The sequence below is a fragment of the Acinetobacter sp. P1(2025) genome (genome assembly GCF_051390655.1).
Lineage (GTDB): Bacteria > Pseudomonadota > Gammaproteobacteria > Pseudomonadales > Moraxellaceae > Acinetobacter > Acinetobacter junii.
In genome coordinates, this window is the sequence record NZ_JBPKBJ010000006.1 from 21,642 (window position 1) to 41,052 (window position 19,411).

Annotated in this window: 20 protein-coding genes; 7 read left to right on the top strand and 13 right to left on the bottom strand. The window is 39.5% G+C overall.

Features of this window, described 5'->3' with window-relative positions; all coding sequences use genetic code 11:
* Nucleotides 1-7 precede the first annotated feature (7 nt).
* Genes ACSC97_RS02670 through ACSC97_RS02685 form a run of 4 tightly spaced genes read right to left on the bottom strand, consistent with a single transcriptional unit; the run spans nt 8 to nt 2,955 of the window.
* Complete coding sequence (locus ACSC97_RS02670) at nt 8-574, bottom strand: Maf family nucleotide pyrophosphatase (protein WP_436659196.1); 567 nt, start codon at nt 572-574, stop codon at nt 8-10.
* On the bottom strand, nt 562-1,053 hold the full coding sequence (gene mreD, locus ACSC97_RS02675) for a rod shape-determining protein MreD (RefSeq protein ID WP_004908641.1): 492 nt from the start codon (nt 1,051-1,053) through the stop codon (nt 562-564). Before mreD ends, ACSC97_RS02670 begins: the two co-directional genes overlap by 13 nt.
* Nucleotides 1,040-1,897 carry a rod shape-determining protein MreC gene (gene mreC, locus ACSC97_RS02680; protein WP_004908644.1) on the bottom strand — a complete coding sequence of 286 codons (858 nt, stop codon included), beginning with the start codon at nt 1,895-1,897 and terminating at the stop codon, nt 1,040-1,042. Before mreC ends, mreD begins: the two co-directional genes overlap by 14 nt.
* 17 nt (nt 1,898-1,914) lie before the next feature.
* Nucleotides 1,915-2,955, bottom strand: coding sequence for a rod shape-determining protein (locus ACSC97_RS02685; RefSeq protein WP_004908648.1), 1,041 nt, complete (start codon nt 2,953-2,955; stop codon nt 1,915-1,917).
* A gap of 133 nt (nt 2,956-3,088) precedes the next feature.
* Here ACSC97_RS02685 and gatC point away from each other — a divergent pair, with 133 nt between their 5' ends.
* Genes gatC through gatB form a run of 3 tightly spaced genes read left to right on the top strand, consistent with a single transcriptional unit; the run spans nt 3,089 to nt 6,407 of the window.
* A complete protein-coding gene (gene gatC, locus ACSC97_RS02690) occupies nt 3,089-3,406 on the top strand; it encodes an Asp-tRNA(Asn)/Glu-tRNA(Gln) amidotransferase subunit GatC (protein WP_004908649.1) in 318 nt (105 codons plus the stop codon).
* Nucleotides 3,407-3,459: 53 nt separating this feature from the next.
* Nucleotides 3,460-4,938 carry an Asp-tRNA(Asn)/Glu-tRNA(Gln) amidotransferase subunit GatA gene (gatA, locus tag ACSC97_RS02695; protein ID WP_005402135.1) on the top strand — a complete coding sequence of 493 codons (1,479 nt, stop codon included), beginning with the start codon at nt 3,460-3,462 and terminating at the stop codon, nt 4,936-4,938.
* Nucleotides 4,938-6,407: an Asp-tRNA(Asn)/Glu-tRNA(Gln) amidotransferase subunit GatB gene (gatB, locus tag ACSC97_RS02700; RefSeq protein WP_099949067.1), complete on the top strand. Its 1,470-nt coding sequence runs from the start codon at nt 4,938-4,940 to the stop codon at nt 6,405-6,407. The genes gatA and gatB overlap by 1 nt, the downstream gene beginning before the upstream one ends.
* 42 nt (nt 6,408-6,449) lie before the next feature.
* Here gatB and ACSC97_RS02705 read toward each other — a convergent pair whose 3' ends face one another.
* Complete coding sequence (locus ACSC97_RS02705) at nt 6,450-7,070, bottom strand: TetR/AcrR family transcriptional regulator (RefSeq protein WP_436659249.1); 621 nt, start codon at nt 7,068-7,070, stop codon at nt 6,450-6,452.
* A gap of 112 nt (nt 7,071-7,182) precedes the next feature.
* Here ACSC97_RS02705 and ACSC97_RS02710 point away from each other — a divergent pair, with 112 nt between their 5' ends.
* Entirely contained in the window at nt 7,183-8,049 is an 867-nt protein-coding gene (locus ACSC97_RS02710) for a metal-dependent hydrolase (RefSeq protein WP_436659200.1), read from the top strand.
* 101 nt (nt 8,050-8,150) lie between these two features.
* On the opposite strand, the gene ACSC97_RS02715 is transcribed toward ACSC97_RS02710, so the two are convergent.
* From ACSC97_RS02715 to ACSC97_RS02730, 4 genes are all read right to left on the bottom strand, one after another.
* Nucleotides 8,151-9,560: a hypothetical protein gene (locus ACSC97_RS02715; RefSeq protein WP_436659202.1), complete on the bottom strand. Its 1,410-nt coding sequence runs from the start codon at nt 9,558-9,560 to the stop codon at nt 8,151-8,153.
* Between the two features lie 263 nt (nt 9,561-9,823).
* Complete coding sequence (locus ACSC97_RS02720; protein WP_436659204.1) at nt 9,824-10,345, bottom strand: hypothetical protein; 522 nt, start codon at nt 10,343-10,345, stop codon at nt 9,824-9,826.
* Nucleotides 10,346-10,467: 122 nt separating this feature from the next.
* Entirely contained in the window at nt 10,468-11,238 is a 771-nt protein-coding gene (locus tag ACSC97_RS02725; RefSeq protein WP_436659206.1) for a hypothetical protein, read from the bottom strand.
* Nucleotides 11,239-11,274: 36 nt separating this feature from the next.
* Nucleotides 11,275-12,351 (bottom strand): DUF1176 domain-containing protein, encoded by a 1,077-nt coding sequence (locus tag ACSC97_RS02730; RefSeq protein WP_436659251.1) that lies wholly within the window; start codon nt 12,349-12,351, stop codon nt 11,275-11,277.
* Between the two features lie 135 nt (nt 12,352-12,486).
* Here ACSC97_RS02730 and ACSC97_RS02735 point away from each other — a divergent pair, with 135 nt between their 5' ends.
* A complete protein-coding gene (locus ACSC97_RS02735) occupies nt 12,487-13,236 on the top strand; it encodes a DUF4850 domain-containing protein (protein ID WP_436659208.1) in 750 nt (249 codons plus the stop codon).
* On the opposite strand, the gene ACSC97_RS02740 is transcribed toward ACSC97_RS02735, so the two are convergent.
* On the bottom strand, nt 13,226-14,146 hold the full coding sequence (locus tag ACSC97_RS02740; protein ID WP_436659210.1) for a LysR family transcriptional regulator: 921 nt from the start codon (nt 14,144-14,146) through the stop codon (nt 13,226-13,228). The genes ACSC97_RS02735 and ACSC97_RS02740 overlap by 11 nt on opposite strands.
* A gap of 102 nt (nt 14,147-14,248) precedes the next feature.
* Between ACSC97_RS02740 and ACSC97_RS02745 the strand changes: the two genes are divergently transcribed.
* Both ACSC97_RS02745 and ACSC97_RS02750 read left to right on the top strand, forming a co-directional pair.
* Entirely contained in the window at nt 14,249-14,821 is a 573-nt protein-coding gene (locus ACSC97_RS02745) for a chromate transporter (protein WP_436659212.1), read from the top strand.
* Nucleotides 14,818-15,333 carry a chromate transporter gene (locus ACSC97_RS02750; protein ID WP_112987287.1) on the top strand — a complete coding sequence of 172 codons (516 nt, stop codon included), beginning with the start codon at nt 14,818-14,820 and terminating at the stop codon, nt 15,331-15,333. Before ACSC97_RS02745 ends, ACSC97_RS02750 begins: the two co-directional genes overlap by 4 nt.
* 44 nt (nt 15,334-15,377) lie before the next feature.
* On the opposite strand, the gene sbmA is transcribed toward ACSC97_RS02750, so the two are convergent.
* The 3 genes from sbmA to ACSC97_RS02765 form a co-directional block, all read right to left on the bottom strand.
* Entirely contained in the window at nt 15,378-16,577 is a 1,200-nt protein-coding gene (gene sbmA, locus ACSC97_RS02755; RefSeq protein WP_004908683.1) for a peptide antibiotic transporter SbmA, read from the bottom strand.
* 225 nt (nt 16,578-16,802) lie between these two features.
* Nucleotides 16,803-17,780, bottom strand: coding sequence for a patatin-like phospholipase family protein (locus tag ACSC97_RS02760; protein WP_087539813.1), 978 nt, complete (start codon nt 17,778-17,780; stop codon nt 16,803-16,805).
* Between the two features lie 134 nt (nt 17,781-17,914).
* Nucleotides 17,915-19,390: an alanine/glycine:cation symporter family protein gene (locus tag ACSC97_RS02765; protein ID WP_004950597.1), complete on the bottom strand. Its 1,476-nt coding sequence runs from the start codon at nt 19,388-19,390 to the stop codon at nt 17,915-17,917.
* Between the last annotated feature and the right edge of the window lie 21 nt (nt 19,391-19,411).

Consider the following 19,411-nt stretch of genomic DNA (forward strand, 5'->3'; position numbering starts at 1 on the left):
AAGTGTATTAGCCAAATGCCTTAACGCTTTCTAATAACTGTGCTGTCTCATGTAAAGGCAAACCCACAACATTGCTATAACTTCCTCTTATTTGAGGAATAAATCGCGCAGCAATACCTTGAATAGCATATGCCCCTGCTTTGCCTATAGGTTCACCCGTGTCCCAATACGCTTCCATTACGCTTGAGCTAAGCTGCATAAATTCAACCTGAGTACGCACCACATCACTTAACATTTTAGATCGAGATGCAACACATATGCCTGAATATACGTCATGCCATTGACCTGATAACTGAGTCCAAATCTCAAAAGCATGCTGTTTTGAATCAGGCTTACCAATAATTTTACCTGCAAAACTCAAACTGGTATCAGCAGCGATCACAATTGCATCAGGATACAGAGTTAAAACAGCTTGGGCTTTTTCACGAGCCAAGCGTTCAACATAACACTCAACGCTTTCATCAGGATAAACCGTCTCATCCACATCAGGACTATGAACCTTAAAGTCCAAGCCCAGTTGTGTTAACAGCTCCTGCCGTCGAGGCGAGCTTGACGCAAGAATTATATTCGCCATTTATGTAAACAGTAATACACAACAGGCCATGCCAAAGTTGTCGTCAAAATAGGTTGCCAATGACGAGCAATTGAGAAATGAGTACCTGAAATAGTCTGACTAATCCATAAAAACAACAAATGCGCGATAATCGCAAGTATCGCAATTACCCATGAATTGCCAAAAGTGAGAATACGTCTTTCGCGAATAAAATAACGTGTTCCAAACGTAATAAACACAAAACTAAGTGCGTTCAATCCCAGTGGTGCATCGAGCAATAGATCAGTAAAAATCCCTATTGCAAATGCAAACCACACCCCACACCATACAGGCTGATAAAGAATCCAAAACAACATGATCATCATCATGATTGGCGGGCGCCAACCCGCTGCTTCATATGAAATTGGATAGATGAGCAGTACTGAACCAATCAAAATCGAAATAATGATCATCCAAAGTGGATCTTTTCGTTTCTCATAATTTAGTCTAGCGATCGGCATAAGGTTGCTCCTTCGCTAAAGACTCTGAAAACAGAATCACGACGTGATGACCACTGGCCAATTGTGCTGCTGGTTGAACACCAATCTCCGCGAATTCACCCGATGTATGACGACTCACTTTAGACACTGTTCCGACTAAATAACCCGCAGGAAAGTGTTCACCTAAACCTGAACTAAAGACCTTATCCCCGATTTTAATATTGGCACTGGTTGGGACATAATCCATTTTGAGTTGCCCTAAATCGCCTTTACCAGAAACGATCGCTCGCATCCCCGTACGCTCTAAGCGAACAGACAATGAATGTTCCTTATCAGAAAGCAACATGACGCGTGAACTATGCGGATAGACATCAACCAACTGCCCCATAATCCCTTTATCATCCAAAACTGTTTGTCCAACTTTTAGATGATCAACAGAACCACGGTTGATAATAATAATGTGACGTAATGGATCAGCATCTGTTCCAATCACTTCTGCGATCTGCATACGCCCATCAATAATTAATGGCGTATCCAAAAGCCCTCTTAAACGGTTATTTTCCGCAGAGAGTTCAGATAGTTTCTGTAATCGAACTTGAGCTTGTAGAAGTTCAGCTTGCATTGCGGTGTTTTCACGGCGCAATTGGGCTTCAGATTTGGTTTGTTGGTTAAGCCATTCTCTCGACAGTACAGGATAGCTTGCCAGCGCATAAATTGGATTATACGCGGCATACAAGACATCCCTTGCAGGTTGAATCACATAAGGCATGCGCCAGTCAAAGAACAGCACAACCAAGCATGTAATTACCGCAATGACAAATGAGCGAAAAGATGGCGGTTGTCTTGAAAAAAGATTCGGTTGCACCGCCTAGTCCTTATGATTTAGCCAACAAAAAGCATGTCATGGTTTGGATTATCAAAGAATTCTAAAACTTTACCGCCACCACGTGTCACGCAAGTTAAAGGATCTTCTGCAACAACAACTGGAAGACCAGTTTCTTGAGCAAGAAGCTTATCTAAGTTGCGAAGCAATGCACCACCACCAGTCAACACGATACCACGCTCTGCGATATCCGAAGAAAGTTCAGGAGGTGTCTGTTCAAGAGCTGATTTAACTGCACTTACAATGCTTTGTAATGGATCAGCAATCGCTTGGGTAATTTCATCAGAAGTTACAGTGATAGCACGAGGTACACCTTCAGCCAAGTTACGACCACGTACTTCGATTTCAAGTGTTTTGCCATCTGTTACAGCCATGCCGACTTCTTTCTTGATGACTTCAGCCGTTGTTTCCCCAATCACGCAACCATGTGCTTTACGAACATAATTAATGATTTGTTCATCAAATACATCGCCACCGATACGAAGTGAATCTGCGTATACGCAACCTTGTAGCGAGATAATTGCGATTTCAGTGGTACCACCACCTACATCTACGACCATCGAACCACATGCTTGTTCAACTGGCATACCTGCACCGATCGCTGCCGCCATTGGCTCTTCGATCAAGCGTACATCACGCGCACCAGCATTAAATACTGCTTCACGGATTGCACGACGCTCAACCAAAGTTGATTTGCATGGCACACACACCACAACACGTGGCGCAGGTGGGAACAAACGCTTTTCATGTACTTTGCCGATGAACTGATTCAACATGGTTTCAGTTACTTCGAAATCAGCAATTACACCGTCTTTCATAGGACGAATTGCTGATATATTCGCTGGTGTACGACCTAACATTTGTTTAGCATCAAGACCTACAGCAGCAACAATTTTTTGCGAACCGCTATGGCGAATTGCCACCACAGTTGGTTCATTTAATATAATGCCACGGCCTGGTGCATAAATAAGTGTATTTGCAGTACCTAAATCAATGGCTAAATCCGGCGAAAACAGGCCAATTAGTCGTTTTAGAATCACGGGGGCGTTCTCAATTAAACTTTGTATGGATGCAAGGTGGCAACTTTAACGAAATGTGATGCTTTGAACAAGTCAATCGCTTATTATAACGCACGATATTTTGCAATTTTTTGATACTGAATTAGGTAAAGTTATGTCTACATCATCTGATGCTCAGCAGACAACGGACTTAAATGCACAGACCGTTTCAGCAATCGCGCACCTTGCTCGCTTATCACTAAGCGACTCGCAATCTACTGAATATGCTGAAAGTTTAAATAAAATCCTTGGTATGATGGAAAGCTTAAAAGGCATTAATACCGATAATGTTGAGCCTTTAAAGAGCCCATTTGACAATCCTCAGCCTTTACGTGCCGATGTGGTCACCGAAACGAATCATCGTGATGAATATCAGGCTGTAGCCCCTGCTACAGAAGCAGGTCTATACCTTGTCCCTCGCGTAATTGAATAATTTCTATTCAATTAACTCATATTTTATATTTAGAATGTAAAGAAATTTTTCATATGACAGATTTACATCGCTTATCCATCCGTGAACTCTCTGAAGGCTTAAAACAAGCCCAATTTTCGTCACGTGAATTGACTGAACATTATTTAAAACGTATTGCCAAAATTGACGCAAAAGTAAAGAGTTATGTGACGGTTACAGCAGAACAAGCCTTAGCAGAAGCGGATGCCGCAGATGCTGCCTTGAAAGCAGGTCATGCACATGCACTCGCAGGCATTCCACTTGCTCATAAAGATATTTTTTGTACTCAAGGGATCAAAACCACTGCGGGTTCAAAAATGCTCGATAACTTCATTTCACCTTATGACGCAACTGTGGTTGCTAAAGCTAAGGCTGCAGGTCTTGTGACTTTAGGTAAGGTGAATATGGATGAATTCGCTATGGGTTCAACGTCTGAAAGCTCGTACTTTGGTGCGACAGGTAACCCTTGGGCATTAGATCATGTTCCAGGTGGTTCATCAGGCGGTTCTGCAGCAGCTGTGGCAGCAGATTTAGCGCCTATTGCGACGGGTACTGATACAGGTGGTTCTATTCGCCAACCAGCTTCATTCTGCGGCTTAACTGGTTTAAAACCGACTTATGGCCGTGTATCTCGCTTTGGTATGATTGCGTATGCATCATCATTGGATCAAGGTGGTCCAATGGCACGCTCAGCAGAAGACTGTGCATACTTGATGAATGTGATTGCTGGTCATGATGCTAAAGACTCAACTTCTGTAGACAAAGAAGTCGATGACTACGTTGCTAACCTAAACGGTACAGCGGTGAAAGGTTTACGCATCGGTATTCCAAAGCAATACTTCAATGTCGCTGGTTTGGATGCAGACGTTAAAGCCCGCGTTGAAGAGTCATTGAAAAAGCTTGAGGAAATGGGCGCGACTTTGGTTGAGATTGATCTCAACATGACTGAAGCCTATGTACCGACTTACTATTTGATCGCACCTGCGGAAGCGTCATCAAACTTGTCACGTTACGATGGTGTTCGTTATGGCTACCGTTGTGAAAATCCAAAAGACATTTTAGACCTCTACAAACGTTCACGTTCAGAAGGTTTTGGTGCTGAAGTACAACGCCGTATTTTGATCGGTACTTATGCTCTGTCTGCAGGTTACTACGATGCTTACTATGTGAAAGCACAGAAAGTACGTCGTTTAATCCAACAAGACTTCCTCAAAGCATTTGAAAATGTCGATGTGATTGCAGCGCCATCTGCACCAACGACTGCGTACAAAATCGGTGCGAACCTTAGTCCAACTGAAATGTACTTAGGCGATATCTACACCCTTGCTGTGAACTTGGCAGGTCTACCAGCCATCAATGCACCTGTAGGTTTTGATAAAGACAGCTTGCCTGTTGGTTTACAGTTGATTGGTAACTACTGGTCAGAATCACAATTGCTTTCGATTGTGCATCAATATCAACAAAACACAGACTGGCATACCAAACGTGCGGCAATTGCTGAGGAGAATGCATAATGGCTGAAGCTCAAAAGTTGAAATTAATTGACGGTTGGGAAGTCGTTATCGGGATTGAGATCCACACGCAGTTGGCGACCAAGTCTAAAATCTTCTCTGGTTCATCAACTGAATTTGGTCAAGACCCAAATACACAAGCCAGCCTTGTTGATTTGGCGATGCCGGGTGTATTGCCTGTATTGAATGCCGAAGTCGTTGATCTTGCGATTCGCTTTGGCTTGGGGATCGATGCGTATATCGATCAAGCATCAGTATTTGCACGTAAGAACTACTTTTACCCTGATTCCCCAAAAGGCTATCAAATCAGCCAAATGGACAATCCAATCGTAGGCTTAGGTCATATCGACATCCAACTTGAGGATGGCACTGTAAAACGCATCGGCGTGACTCGTGCCCATCTTGAAGAAGATGCAGGTAAATCAATCCATGACCAATTCGAAGGGATGTCAGGGATTGACTTAAACCGTGCAGGTACACCGTTACTTGAAATCGTGTCTGAACCTGATATGCGTTCGGTTGAAGAAGCAGTTGCTTATATCAAAGCCATTCACACCCTTGTGCGTTGGTTAGGTATTTCTGACGGGAACATGGCTGAAGGCTCTTTCCGTGCTGACTGTAACGTATCATTGCGTCGTCCAGGTCAACCTTTCGGTACACGCTGTGAGTTGAAAAACCTCAACTCATTCCGTTTCATTGAACAAGCGATCAATGTTGAAATTGAACGTCAAATGGAAATCTTGGAATACGGCGGCGAGATTGATCAAGAGACTCGTTTGTTCGATCCGAACAAGATGGAAACTCGCTCAATGCGTTCAAAAGAAGAAGCGAACGACTATCGCTACTTCCCTGACCCTGACTTGTTACCAGTGATCATTTCAAATGAGCAAATCGAAGCGGCACGCGCTGCCCTGCCAGAATTGCCTGCTGCACGTCGTGAGCGCTTTATTGCTGACTTCGGCGTGACTGAATACGATGCACATGTATTAACGCTGTCACGCGAAATGGCAGACTTCTACGAGGCTGTTGTAGCTGCTGCTGGCGGTGCGAAACAAGGTAAAGTTTCAGCAAACTGGGTGATGGGTGAATTCTCAGGTGCTTTAAACAAAGCAGGTCTAGATTTAGCAGACTCTCCTGTTTCTGCTGAGCAATTGGGTGGCATGATCGCACGTATTGTGGATAACACAATTAACGGCAAAATTGCGAAGCAAGTATTTGGTTTTATGTGGGAAGCAGAAGGAAAATCTGCAGATGACATTATTGCTGAGAAAGGCTTAAAGCAAGAAACTGATACAGGTGCGATTGAAGCGATTATCAAAGAAGTACTTGCAGCCAATGAAAAAATGGTTGAAGAGTACAAGTCTGGTAAAGAAAAAGCCTTTAACGGTCTTGTTGGTCAAGTCATGAAAGCTGCTAAAGGTAAAGCTAACCCTGCACAAGTGAATGAATTGATGAAGAAATTGATTGGTTAAACTGATCTAATTTCTAACAAAACCCGCTTTAGAGCGGGTTTTTTATATTTTTAACTTATTACGATCATCATCAATATAGGACATTGTAATATCAATCAGACAATCAATTAATTCTTCAAAAGTAAAACCCATATTTTGAGATGAAAAGAAATTCATCGTCAGTGCGACACTAGAATTAATTAAAATATAAACCATCATTTTTAGATTTTTTATTCTCAATACCTCAGGATGTTTCACCGCATATTCAATCGCTAATGTATTGATCGCCTTGACGGCTTTTACATGACTGGCTTCGGTACTGTATTTACTTGAAACGCTCAGCCAATGAAAATATTTATTCTCATCCGCTGCTAAAAACTCTCCAATATGTAAAAAAATAGATCGAATTGCTTCAGGAATTTCCATTTCCTGAATAGTTGGAATGACCTCGTAAATGACTTTAGCAAGCTCAACGATAAAGTGTTGTTGCATCTCTACAAACAAGGCTTCTTTATTTTTAAAATATTCATAAAAGCTTCCAGAACCTACACCCGCAATCTCACAAACTTTCAACACGGTAGTGTGATCCAATCCATTATTTTTTACTGATATAAATCCTGCATCAACTATAGACCTATAAGTATTTTTAGACCTACTTTGTTTTGGTTTTCTTATAGTTACCATTATAAAAACCTCATCCTTAAATCCGTCTTTTTTCCGTATAAATTCACTGATAGATTCTATATACATACTAAATTTTGTTCAAATTATCTTCTACAGATGACAAGGAAAAAAGATGAATATATCAGTAAAATCTCTACAACGAATCGTCCGTCGCAATGTGATTATTCCTTTAGACAAAAACAAGAAGTTTTCTTTTTACTATGAAGATAATTCTATTGTGACTTCTCTTTTTGTAGTTTTATCTGCGATGTTTCCACCGGGCGAAATGTTCTTCATCGAGAGCGTACGTAATGTTCGTGATCAAATTACGGATGAAAAATTGCTTGAAGATATACGTAATTTTATTGCCCAAGAAGCTTTTCATAGTCGAGAACATAAATCTCTCAATGAGCATCTGATTCAATCAAATTATCCAGAAGTAGTCGAAATCGAAGCCTTAACCAAAGCAAGATTGGATAAATTTCGTAAACTTCCCAAAGTTGAGCAATTAGCGGCGACTGTAGTGATGGAGCATTTCACTGCTACTCTTGCTCGCTTGCTGTTGACTGATCCGTTAATCAAACAGAAAACCACCCAAGAAAGTCGAAGCCTTTGGGAATGGCATGCGCTTGAAGAATTAGAACATAAATCTGTTGCTTTTGATTCGCTGAAAGCAATTGGTGGTAATACGGTTAGAAATCGAAAAACTGCTTTGATTCGAGTAGCTCGATTTATTGCGCCAATCACTTTTGATTATTGGATACAGATTTTAAAACGTAAAGATATTAAGTTTTCAGCCAAAGAACTAAAAGATGCATTTTATTTAGCATTTGGTGGTGTGAATCGTTTAGGTATTTTTTCTCGTACGTTTATCGAAATGCTTGATGTCAGAGATCAACATTTCGATCCATTGGATATGCAGACTGAGCAACTCGAAGCAGAATACCGCGAAAAACTCTTTGGCGAAAATGGTATTTTAAAAAGTGCGCTCAAAAGCTAAACAATTTTACAGAATTGAAGAAAATTTGATTATTTTTATTAAATATATAAATTAATGAATAAATTTATTGCGTAATCTGATCTTTTAAAAAGAAAATCTGCTTAAGAGCAGGTTTTCTTATAGGTCGGTCTAAACTCTTCTGCTGTCATTTCAGTAATCTGGTTTTTTCCTACCAAGTTATGCTTTTCATATTCTTCTAGTACTAATTGTGCCTGATTATTATCCTCCTCAGACCAATTTGAAAAATCGATATATCCGAAATCATTGCCCTCTTCAATAAAACGAGTATCTAAAATCGAATCATCTCTTGCAGATGCATAACCAATCATCACTAAACTCGAAATATTTGGATATCTCAACTTATAAATTACAGCGTAGTCACCTAACATCATTTTTCTAACTTCGCGATACTTTTCTAACGTGCCATAATTTTTTGAGATAGGTAAACAAAAAAATAAATACGCTTGTTCTAATCCATCTACTAGAAGTTGTCTTGTTCCCCTTTTATTTTTAAAACTATAATACATTCCAACAAATGCATCGCCTAAAATTCTTCTTTGAAATCTATTAGCAAAAGCCATATTTCTAATTTTTTCTTCAATCTCATATATTTCTGTCCAATTATCATTTGCAACAGAAGTCCCATTTAAAATATGAAAACTAAAAGACTCAATTAAGGCATCCCAAAAATAACTGTTTTTGTCTAGTTCTTTTCTTAACTTAAAATCTTGTCTATCAATGAACTTATCAAAAGGAGGATATTTTAAATTGATCGAATCCTTCCTCATTTCTGAATGTGACAAAATATTTCTGTCTTGTGTACTCTCATCGTAACTTTCATACCATAAAGTTATTAGATCACCTTCAGCATTTAAAATCACATCTTTATCTGTAAGAAAAAAAACCTCTCTTAGTTTTAAGTATTCTATAAAGTCATTTGCAGTATCAAAATGCTCCAAACAATCCTTTAAAGTTTTTTCAGTAAAAACATGAACAAAAGGCTCATTGTTAATTTTCCCTATGTTATAGGGTTCAGTGTCACCCAAATTAATATCATTATTAAACCTTAAGCTTCCGTAGCCCAATTTTTCTTCTAGTATATTTTCTAAACCATGTGTAACTAAAATATGATGAAATTTAGCCTTGCTGAGATCAATATTGATTGGAAATTTTGTTGTGCACTTCTTATCAACAAAAAGTCTGTCTGGATATGTCTTAATCCATCTTTCAGCACCTTTCGTCTGCTTAAATGATTTTGTTATGGCATCTTTGTACCATCTTTTCCATCCTACAAGCTCACCCTTTTCACTCTTAAACTCAATTTCTTTATCACTAATTAGTAAAATGTCATTGCCAAAAACAACAATAAGATCGCAAATTTCTTTACCACCTTCTTGATCTCTAAATAAGTTTGGCCATGTCCAAAATCTCAGAAAAGATTTAGCTCCTATTTCATTTACTAACTTTTCACTTTCAGTAAAACTTGTATCACGCTGTATATATACTGACATTTATCTACCAACTCATTTCTTATAACTAATATAAACTTAGCATATGATTATTTATTAATTAAAAAATTATTTTCATTCATCAAACTCGATGACTTAAGACTCATTCAACTTTCCACCTCTTTTTTTATGCTTAAATTTTAAAATCCCTCTACTTGCAAAGCTTCGCTTCTCACCTTAAAAAAGGGAGACTTTATCATGTGATTAAATTGATACGCGAAGTCTCCTCTCCTTTTTAAAGAAGAGGGCTAGGGAGAGGATTAAAACTACTTCCCTCTTAACACACCCAACTTATTCCAAATATCAGGTGTTAAAAAAGTCGTGACCAATTTATTTAAATCAATATAAAGTAAGGTACCTTGTAACTGTTGTCTGACCGCTGGGTCTTTCACAATATCCTCACCCGCACTCTGACCTAACTGCTGAAAAGCCTCTCCAACCGCTTGAATCCCCTCAGCCTGAATCACAGCCTTAGTCTGTGTCGAACACTGCTCAACAATCACACGCTGTAACACCTGCGCCAATTTCTGATCTAACTGATTCTTTTGCTCAGGTGTAACGCTACTAAAACCCTTTAAATCAGGGTGTGCTGCTAAAGCCGTAAACGTCCATTGCAACACCGTGGTTTTATCTGCTGCTGTAGTGGCTTTCACCAAACAATCACTAAGTTGATCAACTGTTGGCCCTGCTATAGCTACTTGCGTTGTCCCCAACACAGCCGCAGCCATGATCACAGAACGACTCAAATGAGAAAATTTAGGGCGAGATGAGGTATAAATAGGAGACATGAGCAAAGTTCCAAAAAGCAGTCAGTCTCTTTGTACCACGCACTATACAAATCATATGTTATGACGCTGTAAATTGCGTAAGCTCAAAGCCTAAAAAATTAGGCAAAATGTAAAACCCGAACTTAACCTTGTCCTTGATAATCCCAATGTGCAGGAATATTTGGCTGCTGTGGTGCTTTGTTTAGATCAATATTGAGATTGCGACTACCCTTAAATGATTTTTCACCTGAATCTGATGCTGGTGATACATCTAAACTATAACGATAACGGAATTGCCACAACATCGGCTTAAGCGGACGAATATCTAGACTCAAACTATCTTCATCGTGACATTTACCTTTTGAAGTTTCATAATCCCGCTCAGAGAAACACGCACGAATCATGCGATTAAAACTAAAAGGATAATTTTCAATAAAGCGATGTGTCTGCCCTGAATCCTTTAACTCATAAAAATTAGCACGCTCAATCCCTGCACCACCACCTGAATACATTTCTGAAAAGGTATCAATCTGAGCAATCGCATAACGGTTTTCAGTCATTGGAAATAGTTTAGGAAAAATATATTGGCTAGTCCGTTCCATTTCCTCAGAGGGTGCTAATTGTATACGCCACTGATTGGTTAATTTAAGTCCAGTTGTCGATAGACGAAATTGCGCAATATCATTTCCTAACAATAGCCATAGATTTTGATCCTCAGTTTTCAAAATGCGCCATTGCGCTTTATGTGGACAAACACCTTTAAGTTGCTCACATATTTGCATCTGCTCAACCTGACTGAGTTGTCCTTTTTTAAACTCTAATATCTGCAATGGCACAGCCAAAATTGAAGAACTAAAACAACTGAGTGAAACCGTTAAAATCAGCCTACTTAAATGAATTTTATTATTCAGCATGATATTTCCTTAGGCTATTTTTATTGATGTAATACTTTATTTTACAACGGCTTCGATTTTATCAAGCTCCCATACACCGCCCGCAGCAAGCCCTTTACACATGCCTGTCCACATATCTTTGGTGTGTACAAATTTCTGACCATCCCATACCCACTCATCACTTGACCAACAATCCCCGATGCCACGACCTTTTTGAGCACTCTGAATTACACCTTCATAAAAATCCGAAGCATGTTCCGTCACAAAAGTTGCTTTACCCGTGAGTGATTCATCTAACACCCAAGCACCATATCCTTCGTTATACGCTCCACGCCAACAGATCGTCATCGCCAAAACTTTATGATTTGTGAGTTTGTAGAATTGAATTGCTTGAGGTTTCGATCCATCAGAATCGTAATCATAAAGTCCATTACAGAAATCATCTTCTTGGGGTGATGGTTGAGCAGCCATTAAGTTTTGGTGAATGGCAGCATAACGTTTATGTGTTGGTTCTAAAGTTAAATATGGCTGATCTGAGGTTTTTACTTGTTTCACAGTAAGTTTGGGTTGAGCAGATAACACTTTTGATTCATCTGCTTTGCCTTGTTTAATTAGTGCCCCAACCGTACCGACTCGCTTTTGAAAATCATCCATTTTCAACAATGCAGCAGTCATGCCTGCATCAGAGATACGCCATTGGACATTGGTGTTTTTAAATACAATATCAGTCTTTTGTTTGGCTTGTTGCAGCAATGCATTGACCTGCGCGGCAGTGAGTTTTCCCATGATTGGGAAGTCGGCACCATCAACAGTCACTTGCCCTAAATCTGTTCCATTCACATAAAAACGTAAATTTTTAAGTTTAGCTGGAGATAGAGATTCTTGCTCCAAATTACCTAACGCAAATTCAGCACTGACGGCTTGCTTTGCTCCAGCCTTACGTGTCAGTAAGAGTGATGCTGGCTCAATAGACTCATGACTATATTCATCCGAATAGCCTGCTGCTCGGCATGTTCCTGTATTGGTACAATATATTTCCCAATCCTGATGCGAAAATGAAATTCCTTTGATTTCCTGCGCAAAAGCAGGAGAACTTAGCGCCACAAAACAGCAAAGAGAAAGTATATTTTTCATCGGATTCATTTTTTATCACTCGTATTTTTATAAAGTATGGTAAAGCGTTTAAATGGCTACGGCACCCTTGTCTTAAATCATATTATTGCAGAAGATAGAAGATTCAAACCATGTTGATTTGACCAAATTTTAAAAATGAAATTATTATGCTCTATTTCCACGATTTTATTACTGTTGTCTGCTCCAATAACTCACGCTGGAGTCAGTCAATTTGAACCAATTTTTCCTCAATTTTCAAATACGATAAAACAACGCCAAGCAATGAATCAAATATATGCATTGGGTGAAGTCTCCTTTAGCAATGATGTTCGCGTTCCTTTTTATGGTGTTACCGCGCCTAATCCCTTCGATGATGGACTGTTAAAAGACTTTAAATCGTGTACAGCAAAAAGCTGTCATTTTAATTTTAAGTTGAAAGCTGAACATGCATCACAACTCAAACTGGTTGCTTTACCTGAGCTTGGTGTCATTCTCGTTCCTAAAGATTGGCAAGATGTTCAGGCAAGTGCAGGAGCCAATGGAACTGGCTCAGCTTTACTGATGAGTCTAAACCAAAAACAAGCGATTGAACTTTATGATTCATCAGTTTGTGTGGGTTGCGGTATGCCTTATGCCACGCTTTATTTTCCGAATTTGCTCAAACAAAGTCTGGAATACGAATATGGTGGCTATCAAGATCGACACAAATTAATCAATATCGTACATCCATCTAAACAAGTTGCTTTCTTTAGTTATCAAGTGCCTAACTTGAGCTATAAAACGCACGGCGTAGCCAAATATATTGATGATGGTGATTTTAATTTTAGAGAAATCAAAGTCACTTTGGGTAAATCACAACAGCATTTGATTGGACCAATTTTAAACTTCTATCACTTTACGCATTAGTAGTAGACGCATTTTCTAATACTTGGCTCGCTTTGAGTAAATGTAAAAACTGTTCGATACGAATGTTGTTGCCTCTCCTTCGATAAATTACATAGATCGGTGCAATACACGGTTTTTTCGCTTCTAAAGGTCGATAGATGATCTGCTTATTCCAAAAGTCTTGAATCGAAGCCGGTACGATTGAGAGTCCGATCCCTGCTGCGATCAAGTTGAGACTTGAAGTTAAACGTGGGGCTTCTTGGATGATATTCGGACTAAAACCTGCCTGATAGCAATTTGCCAAAATATTATCGAATAAGTCTTGCCCTGCTAAACGGCGGTAAAGTACAAATTCATATGGTTCCAAATCAAGTAAGCGAATCGTACCGTTTTTTTCTACCAATGGATGATTGCTTGGTAAAGCCACGATCAGCGGTTCATCTAACACATGGAGACTTTGCACATCTTTATGAATGGGCGCTGGCTTCCGTAGAAATACAATATCTAGTTTTTCAATAATCACCGCATCTGTTAATGCACTACTGCTGTCTTCTTCTAAATGAATGGCCACAGTAGGAAACTCTTCACGAAACTGGCGTAACAACGCAGGTAAAAATGAATGTAATCCTGCTGAATTGGTAAAGCCAATATTAATCTGACCTTCGAGACCCTGTGCAATATTTCTGACTCTTTTAGGAATTGACTGGGCATGTGCCAAAATTGTAATCGCTTCTTGATATAAGACCTTTCCTGCTTCTGTAACTTCTACACCACGAGGTAAACGTTTTAATAAAGCGGTATTGAGTTCTTCTTCTAAACTTTTGATTAAACGAGTTAATGGTGGTTGTTGCATATGCAGACGAACAGCAGCTTTTGAAATATTACTTTCTTCAACCACAGCAACGAATGCTTGAAGCTTATGAATATCCATTAAACATACCTTAAAAGTATAGATGATGTAAAAAATAGCATTTGTAAATATACCACTATTCAACCATCCTATCATGAGTAAAAGAGATGAGGAGGTGTCCCGATGAAAGCCGAAGCAATATCAATGGAGCGTGAACCAGTATCAGAAGCGCCTGATTGCAAGGCATTATTTACGGGATTTATGCAGTTAGGATTAATGGGATTCGGTGGGGTATTACCCTTAGCCCATCGCATTATTGTTGAAGATAAAAAATGGATAGATGAAGGAAAATTTACAGATTTACTTGGCGTATGTCAGTTACTTCCTGGCGGTAATATTATCAATATGTCAGTTGCGATAGGCATGGAATTCCAAGGTATTAAAGGTGCTATCAGTTCTGTACTAGGCTTAATTTCAGCGCCAACAGCGATTGTCTTGATCATTTACCAAGTCTATGAGCATTTCCAATATTTAACTGCAGTACAACACATGATCCAAGGACTAGCGGCAGCTGCCGCAGGCTTATTGTTTGTCACAGGATTTAAAATGTTACGCCCCATTTTAAAAAGCTATCTCACCGTTTTGACGATTGCATTGACCTTGGTATTTATGCTGCTAATCAAACTTCCTTTGGCACTGACTTTATTTATCTTAGTTGCGATTAATTTGTTGGTACTTGGAGTGAAAAAATCATGATCTTATGGACATTAGTGATCGTCTTTACACAACTCTCTGTACTAGCTTTTGGTGGTGGTAATGCCATCCTTCCTGAAATGCAGCATCAAGTTGTAACCGTACATCAATGGATGACTGCGGAACAATTTAGTTCGCTTTTTGCAATGGCACAGGCTGCACCCGGCCCCAATATGATGATCGTGCCGCTAGTTGGTTGGCATGTCGCTGGTCCAGCGGGTCTATTGGTTACATCCTTAGCGAAGTTTGGTCCATCATCTATTATCACAGTGTATGTGCTTAAATTTTGGCAACGCTTTAAGGACCATCCTTTACGAGCAAGATTTGAAAAAGCCTTAAAGCCAATTACAGTCGGTTTAGTCTTAGTCAGTGCATGGCTAATTGCAGATGCCTCTGCACAAAATGCCTTACTGATCTTAATTGTGATCTTGACTGCAATTCTTGGGATGTTTAAAAAAGTTCATCCTTTGTGGGTCATGGCATTAGGTGCTGGATTAGGAATTTGTCTACTTTAAGCGATAAAAAAACCTGCACGAAGCAGGTTTTTTCTTTGTAGTATCTAGTCTTTATCAAGAATTGATTCAAAAGCTTTTAGACGCTTATGAATCGATAATAGTTCAATAATCGTTTTCCATGAACTGATCAGGTATTGGAATGATTCACGGACTTTATCAAAAATATTACTGATTTGGTTAATCAAACCAAGCGTCATTTTTCCAGATGCGATTGCAGGGAATAATACGACAAGGCTATATAAAATATCGAGTTGCTTGTACCAAATTGCCACTAAGTTAAAGTAGGCATAATGAAAGTAAAGTCTAAAGTAATTGACTCGTACCTTACTAAATAACTCTTTTAACGTAACAGGATCAGCACGATTCTCATGGTCTTCACCATAGACTAACTCTTTACGATAAGCAGCTTCAACCTTCTGATTATTGAATTGCAAACCAGGAAGTTTCTGCCCGACTAACATTAGAATAACTGTACCAGCAATCGCCCATACAACAGCCGCCCACACCAAAGAATGTTCAATTTCCCCCACGATCGGTAAGACTGGAACTTTCTGCGAGATTTGGAACAACAAAGGTAAGAAGGCAATCAGTACCATCACTGACTTAATTAACTCCACCCCTAAGTCTTCCATGATGGTCGCAAAGCGCATGGTATCTTCTTGTATACGCTGTGAAGCACCTTCTACATGTCGCAGCTTATCCCAGTTGGCAGTGTAGTATTCATTCATTGCTGTGCGCCAACGGAATACGTAGTGACTGGTAAAAAATGCATTAATGACTGCAAATGTGACTGCCACCATCGCGATATAAAGAAAGGTCAAAGTGCCTTTGTAAAGATCATTGATGTCACCACCACCATCGCTGAGCATTTTTTGGATCATGTCCCAGAATGGACCATACCATGCGTTAATCGCAACACTCACCTGAACACCAAACCAGATATTAAACAGAATGAATGCCGATCCCCAAATCGACCACTTTTGCCATTTATTATCAGATAAAAATCGCCAAAAGGCAGCGAATAATGCTGTTGATACTAAAAACCAAATATAGAACCAAATAAAGGCTGCGGACCAAAAACGACTCACGCCAATCGGTAATTCAGCTTCAGCATAACCTTTCGGAAAACCCAAGTACTCTCCCCATCCATGCCCACCTGTGTACCAAAGCAGCATGTTGAGCGCTAACCATACAATCACCGATATAAAAAAAAGGCGTGGGTTAGGAAAAAATGATTTAAACATCGTGTTTAACAATCCTTGTGGTGTTACTGATGACGTCGATGCATCATCCTATAATGCAAAACTTAAATTTGTTTAATAAAAAGTTTAATGAATTGTAGTTATTTACCTGTTTTCTTGATTTTTTCATAGCTTTTTGTAGAGGATTTACAAATTGTTTTATTAGAAAACATCTGCCAGCAAACCAAGCCTTATCTTGTATTGATTTACTGGCAGCAAAATAGCAAATTAAGGTGCTACAGAATTTATTTTCAATGCAAAATCTTGCTGCGCTTGAGTGGCTGAATTTTGCTTACTTTGAATTGTCGATTGAATATCCGCAAGTTTAGCCTGTGCTGCATCAATCCCAGCTTGCATAGTCATTTCACGTCCTTTCACATCAAAGATATGTGCCTTTTCACGTAGATCAGGTTGAATCACGACATCCGCATCTTTCAATTCTTCTTCGGCTAATCGCCCTTGCATGATATTAATATTTTGATTGAACAAGCCCCATACATTGTTGGTTTCGGTATGAATTGGCTGCGCCAAAATATCTACAGCAATCACAATATCCGCACCTAGTTCCCGTGCTACTTCAACTGGGACAGGACTCACTAGCCCACCATCAACATACTCGACATTACGAATCTTAGTCGGTACAAACATACTTGGAATAGAAGTCGATGCACGCACAGCTTGACCTGTATTGCCATAGTTAAATACGGTTTTCGTCCCATTTTTGAGTTCAGTTGCAACCACATACATTGGAATTTTTAACTTTTGTAGTGGCGTGTTAAGCACTTGTTGATTGACATAGTCTTCAACTTTTTTACCATCAAAGAAACCTTTGAGGCTCACATTTACATCACGTACATCATTGGCTTTGAGTTTGAGTGCAATATCTCTTAATTCAGCTGCGCTTTTACCACTGGCATATATTGAACCCACGATACTGCCTGCGCTTGTACCTACGATCAAATCAGGTCGGATGCCTTGCTGTTCAAGCACTTCGATCACTCCGATATGAGCATATCCTCTCGCACCACCACTTCCTAATACCAGCGCAATGACAGGACGTTTCTGTTGTTTTTTGATCGCAGCAAAAGGTTGACTCATGGTTTGTACCTGAGCATCTTCTACAACAGGTCGTAGTTGTGATGTGGTTTGGCAACCCGCCACAAACATCATCGATAGTCCTAGAGTCAATAATTTAAGCTGTTTCATCTGCATTTGATGCCATATTCACTTTATATCACTCTCAAATTTTACTCCGAGCGATTTTTAAAAGCTGTATCAATTCTTTGCTGACTGATTTCTATGCCACAAAAAAAGCTCCTTTACAGGAGCTTTTTATCAATTTACCAAATATCGGAATCGACTTTTTTCTTCAATTCAGGATAGTTATCAATCTTAAACTCAGGTTCTTTAATCCCTTTTTTAAGCTGAGAGGTATAATCTTTCAATAAAATCAATGCTATCGGAGTCAGCAATAGAATTGCGATCAGGTTAATAGTTGCCATCAATCCCATCGATAAGTCTGCCATAGACCAAACCAATGGAACACTAGTGATTGCACCGAAGTACACCATAACTAATACTAAAATACGGAAAATCAGCATGATTTTAGGATTGTTATTGATGAACTGCACATTACTTTCCGCATATGCATAGTTACCAATAATCGACGTAAAGGCAAATAAGAACAGAATAATAGCGAGGAAACCACCGCCCCAACTGCCAATCTGACTCTCAAGCGCTTTTTGCGTTAACGTTACGCCCTCAAAACCAGCTTCGTGATACATGCCTGACACCATAATGATAATCGCAGTACATGAACACACAACGAAGGTATCTACAAAGACACCTAGCATTTGCACTAAACCTTGGTTTACTGGATGTTTTACATCTGATGCAGCAGCAGCATTTGGGGCAGAACCCATACCTGCTTCATTTGAGAACAAACCACGTTTAATCCCCATCATCATTGCCATAGAAATCATAGCACCGAAGAAACCACCAGCTGCCGCTTCAAACTCAAAAGCTTTTGTGAAAATAAGTTTAAAGATTTCTGGCAACATTGGCAGATTGATGATGGCAATGTACAAAGCCACGATTATGTAAAGCAATGCCATGAATGGCACGATACCTTCAGCAACTTTTGCGATACGTTTAATACCACCAAAAATAATCAATGCTGTCATTGTCACTAGTCCAATGCCAACCCATGAGATTTCTAGGTCTAAACCACCCAAACCTAAAGTTAGATTGGCTTTATCCCATCCCCAAGCATGAGAAGTTGCACCAATAATCGCATTCGCTTGTACAGCATTAAACACAAAACCATAAGCTAAAATGAGAGAAAGTGCGAAAACAATCCCTAACCATTTTTGTTTTAAACCTTGAGTAATGTAATACGCAGGTCCACCACGGAATTGTTTATTTTGATGATCTCGTACCTTAAATAACTGTGCGAGCGATGATTCCACAAATGCAGAACTCATACCTAAGAATGCAGTAAACCACATCCAAAACACCGCACCCGGACCACCAATCGCAATCGCAATCGCAACACCAGCAACGTTACCTACCCCTACACGACTTGCCAGTCCTGTAACGAATGCCTGAAACGGTGTGATCCCGTGCTCGTCCACACATTCTTTACGGCTGCCTTTCATGACACGAATACTGTGTAAAAATAAGCGAAGCTGTACCGCACCAGTGATCAATGTGTAAAACACACCCACTGCAACCAACAAGACAACCAAGAAATTCCAGAGCGGATCATTAAAGAATTGCACCCACGACATCAGCGTGGCATTTAATTGTTCATTCATCACTTATTCGCTTTAATAAAT